General features: G+C 69.9%; 6 protein-coding genes. All 6 read right to left on the minus strand.

Annotated elements, in window-relative coordinates; genetic code table 11:
- Window positions 1–179 (minus strand): DUF2163 domain-containing protein (locus tag ACFDTG_RS14125; protein ID WP_375291655.1); only part of this gene is annotated, 179 nt, incomplete at its 3' end.
- Entirely contained in the window at window positions 176–2,527 is a 2,352-nt protein-coding gene (locus ACFDTG_RS14130) for a DUF2460 domain-containing protein (RefSeq protein ID WP_375291650.1), read from the minus strand. The genes ACFDTG_RS14130 and ACFDTG_RS14125, both read right to left, overlap by 4 nt.
- A 164-nt stretch (window positions 2,528–2,691) precedes the next feature.
- Window positions 2,692–3,270 carry a tail tape measure protein gene (locus ACFDTG_RS14135; RefSeq protein ID WP_375291651.1) on the minus strand — a complete coding sequence of 193 codons (579 nt, stop codon included), beginning with the start codon at window positions 3,268–3,270 and terminating at the stop codon, window positions 2,692–2,694.
- Window positions 3,251–3,451 carry a phage tail assembly chaperone gene (locus ACFDTG_RS14140; RefSeq protein WP_375291652.1) on the minus strand — a complete coding sequence of 67 codons (201 nt, stop codon included), beginning with the start codon at window positions 3,449–3,451 and terminating at the stop codon, window positions 3,251–3,253. Before ACFDTG_RS14140 ends, ACFDTG_RS14135 begins: the two co-directional genes overlap by 20 nt.
- Window positions 3,448–3,750, minus strand: coding sequence for a gene transfer agent family protein (locus tag ACFDTG_RS14145; protein WP_375291653.1), 303 nt, complete (start codon window positions 3,748–3,750; stop codon window positions 3,448–3,450). Before ACFDTG_RS14145 ends, ACFDTG_RS14140 begins: the two co-directional genes overlap by 4 nt.
- Window positions 3,747–4,166 carry a phage major tail protein, TP901-1 family gene (locus tag ACFDTG_RS14150; protein ID WP_375291654.1) on the minus strand — a complete coding sequence of 140 codons (420 nt, stop codon included), beginning with the start codon at window positions 4,164–4,166 and terminating at the stop codon, window positions 3,747–3,749. The genes ACFDTG_RS14145 and ACFDTG_RS14150 overlap by 4 nt, the downstream gene beginning before the upstream one ends.
- Window positions 4,167–4,193: the final 27 nt, after the last annotated feature.

Here is a 4,193-nt window from a genome sequence, read left to right on the forward strand (position 1 = left end):
GGGGACGCGGTCAGGCGTATGGCGCTGGGCGTCAGGCCCGGCGCGGCGCGGTGACGCATGCCGGCAAAGGTCAAATCACGGTCGTGGGTGGTGAAGCCCAGCGCCACGCCATCGGCGCGCCAGATCCGCCACCACACCGCCATCGTGTCGAGCTCGCGGTCGCCGAAGACGCGACTCATGATGTCTCCTCGCGGATTTCGACCAGCGGGACGGATGGCACCTCCCCGGCGGCGAAGCTTACTCCGCTCACGTCCAGCCGGTCCTCGGCGAAGCGGACAGGCACGTCGAACAGGAAGCCCGCGCGAATGTCGGCACCTGGAACAGGTGCCACGTCGAACACGATTAGCCCGCGATCGGCCAGCGACCAGGCGGCAGTCGGCACGCCGTCCACGCTGACCGACACCGATCCGGCGACCGGTCGGGTCACGATCCGGCGCTGATCGCCATAATGCTTGGCGAGCTGGAAGCGGGCGGTCTGCCCGTCCCCGGTGCCCAGCACCTGATCGCTGGCGGCGGGCGTCCCGGTCATACCGCTGGAACTGAAATCGAAGGGGTCGCGCAAGCGGAAGCCGGTGGCGGGGCCGTGGCGCGCGCGGAAGAAGGCGATGAGCTGGCCCAGCTCCTCCTCGCCCCTGATGCCGGGGCCGACATCGAAGCGCAGCCGCGCGTCGGACCACAGCGCGTTGCGCCGCTCGTGGCCCGAGGCAGTGACCGCCACGCTGGTCGAAAATTCGGTGCTCACCTGCGCATCGCGGCCCAGCGCGAGGGGGTAGGAAACGTCGTCGAAGGCGTTCATATCGGTGTCCTCTGGTGGCTCGGGAAAGTGATCGGGCAGTCGCACGAAGCCGTCGCGCGCCACCTGCGGCAGCGCCCATACGAAGCGTCGCGGCACGCCGCGCTCCGCGGCCTCGTCCAGCGCGGCGTCGATGCGCGGCCAGAAGCTCTCGGCATCCGAGGCATTCAGCACGAAGCCGGCGAGATAATCCTGCCTGTCCGACGGATAGCCCAGCCGCTGCTGCACCTGCGCATAGGCGGCGCGGCGCGCGCCATCGGCGCCGGCGGTCAGCCAGTCGTAATCTTCCAGTTGCAGCCGGTCGAAGGCGGGCCAGGCCCAGCCCACGGGCAGCGCGGCGCGCTTAAGGTCGGGCATGGCGGGATCGAGCAGCGTGGGTGTGAACGCCAGCAGCATCACTTCGGCCGCACCCGTCGCGGCGGCGCGCACGTGATCGGCGAGCGCGGCGGTGGAGGCGGCGAGCAGCGCGCCCGCCCGGTCCAGCACATCGGTCTGCTCCGGGGTGAGCGGCACGCGCATGTCGGGGATGGCCACCGGATCGTCCAGCGCCGCACGGGCCGCATCGTCGTAACAGCAGAGCGCGCCTGTCTGCGGCTGGACCCACCACCACGGCTCCCCGATCTGGAACTTCACCGCACAGCCCGCCGCCTCCGCCAGAGCCACGAACTGCGCGGCGACCGCTTTCAGCCAGGCCATCGCCTCGCCATTAGCGGGGGAGAGCAGCGCGCTGGGCGGGTCCCAGCCGGTGCGCGCGGGGGCACCGTCATGCGCCAGTTGCTGCCACGCCGCAGGGCAATGCTGGGCAAAAAGTTCGTAGCTGAGCGAGAGGATCGGCGTCAGCCCGACCTCCGCCAATGCGGCGAAGAAGCTTTGATGCCAGGCCCGCGCCGGTTCGCAAAGAGTGCCGTCCGCCTCGGCCAGGAATCGTCCAGCCTCCGCGCCCTCCCCCGGCTCCAGCCGGAAGAAGTGGCTCATGCCGACATAATGGACCACCTCGTCCGCCTGTCCGCCGCGATAGCCGAGCTGCTCGATCTGCCGCACCAGACGCGCCGGGCACTGGTCGAAGGCGTCGTCATAGGCGGTGGCGATCCCGACGCCGTGGGGCGGCACCATGACGTCACCGATGCTGAGCATCGCCCGGTCGCCCCAGCACACGATGTCGCGCATCTCCGCCCAGCCGTCCGCGCGCTGCGGTAGGGGATCGGTCGAACCGGGGACGTAGCCGGGCGGCACCAGCGACACGAACATCCGGTCGATGGCGGAAGGATGGATCGGCTCCCCCGGCAGGCCATAGCCCGATTGCAATTCGGAAAACGGCAGGGTGATCAGCGCATCGTCCGGAGCGCCGGCGGCGTAGTTCCACAGCCGCACATACCACGCGCGCTGGGTCCCGGCGGCATCGCGCCCTTCGATGGTGAGCGTCGGCCCGTTGGGCTGGTCCAGCGGGACGATCCCACCGCTGCGCCAGCGGAACCGCAGCACGCAATGGGCATAATCGGCCTGCGTTTCATAGGCGAGCAGCGGGTGATCGGCGCGGTCCTCGCTCGCCCAGATCAGGCCCGCCAGCTCGCCCGCATGGTGAAACTCGCACGTCACCCGCAGCGCGTCGGGCGAAGGGGCAATAACGCTCGCCATCATCGGGCGGGGGAAATTGACGGTCCAGAAGCGCGGATCGAACCGCTGGATGAAGTCGCTCGCCTGCCCCTTGCGGGAAGGCGCGAGATAATGGGACATGGGAAATCTCCAATAATCCTCCCCCTTTGGGGGAGGGGGACCAGCCGCAGGCTGGTGGAGGGGCAGGTGCGGCTGGCGTAAGTTTGCAGGGGTATTCCTAGGCCGAGGGTGCCCTTCCCCCCCGCCGCTGCGCGTCGCGGTCCCCCTCCCCGTGCCGGGGAGGATCAAATAAGAGCCCGGCGCACCGCGCTTGCGAGCTGGCGGCTGCTGCGTTGCATGGCGACAGGCGCGCTGGTGCCGCGTTCGGCGTTGAGACTGATTGCCACGCGCACCTCGCGGTGTGGAGCCGCAGCGGCGTTGGGCAGAACCTGCCCGGCGCTGGTCGGCACGAACACTTCCGGCCCACGTTCGCCGACCAGGAAGGGGCGGTCGGGCGCCACGATGCCGCCGGTCGCCCGGCCCGGCAGACCCGACCCCAGGCCAAGCAGGGAGCCGAGCAGCCCCTGCACCGCCCCGCCCAGCGGATCGCCGCGCGTGCCGCCGAAGATCCGTTCCAGCCCCATGGTCAGCGCGCGGTCGGCAATCTGGTCCAGCGCGGTGAGCGCCGCGCGCTTCAGATCGTCGAAGCCCAGCGCTCCCCTGCGCAAACCGGCCAGCAGCCCGCGCTCCAGCACCTGCCCCGCGCCGGCGAACCCGTCCACCAGAGTCGCATCGAAGCGGCTGCGCATCTCGGCCATGTCGGCGGCAAAGCCGCGCGTGTCGGCGCGCACCGACACCAGAAGTTCATCGATCGGATCGGCCATCGCCATCCCTTTCCATCATGCGTTGCAATTCGGCCCGCGAGGGCGGCGGGGCAGGCGCCGCCTCCACCCCCAGCGCCAGCGCGAGATCGGAGGGCGTGGCGCGCCAGAACTCGTCCGGCCGCCAGCCCAGTGCGCGCGCCGCAAGCCCCGCGAGGCGCGCCGCGCAATTTTCAAAAGTCACGTCCGCCCGCGCAGGATCTCACCCAGCAGCACGCGCAGCGGTCTCGCCGCTTCGGCCAGGCCCATGGCGAGCACCGCCTCCCCCACCGCTTCCCGGCTGAGCGTGTGGTCGGCCAGGCAATGCCAGAACAGCGCGGCAATCTCCCCCAGCCGCAGTTGCCCCTCGCCCGCTCGCTCGACCAGCGCAAACAGCGGGCCGAGTTCGTCCTCGGCGCGGACCAGCGCCTCGAAACTGGGGCGCAGAAGATGTTCGATTCCGGCCGCGCGAATGCTGGCCTCCCCTCTTGCGGGATTGCTCATGACGGTGCCCCGGATGGCGTGACCGGGCCAGAGCTTTCCAGCGCCAGCGCATAGGTCCGCTCGCCGTTGAAATCGCCCGCATAGTCCAGCCGCTGGACGAGGAAGCGCCCGCGCATCCGCGCGCCGTCCTCGAAACTCAGTTCGTAATCGTCGAGCGTTCCGGCCAGCGCATTGCCGCGCACCCGCGTCTCGGCCTCGGAATCGAGGAAGATACCGCTGGCGGAGACCGAGACCGAGCGCGTTCCCGCGCCCGACAGCAGCTCGCGCCAGCCGCCCGATCCCTTGTGAGTGACGACCACGGTGTCGCCGTTGATGGTCATCTGCGTGGTCCTGAGACCGGCGACGGTTTCGTATGCAGGCGCAGCCGCGCCATCGCCGACCTTCAGCAGGAAGGCGGCACCTTTTTGGGCAGTCATGATAAATTCCTTTTGAAAAATCCTCCC

The organism is Qipengyuania sp. (assembly GCF_042095715.1).
Classification (GTDB): Bacteria; Pseudomonadota; Alphaproteobacteria; order Sphingomonadales; family Sphingomonadaceae; genus Qipengyuania.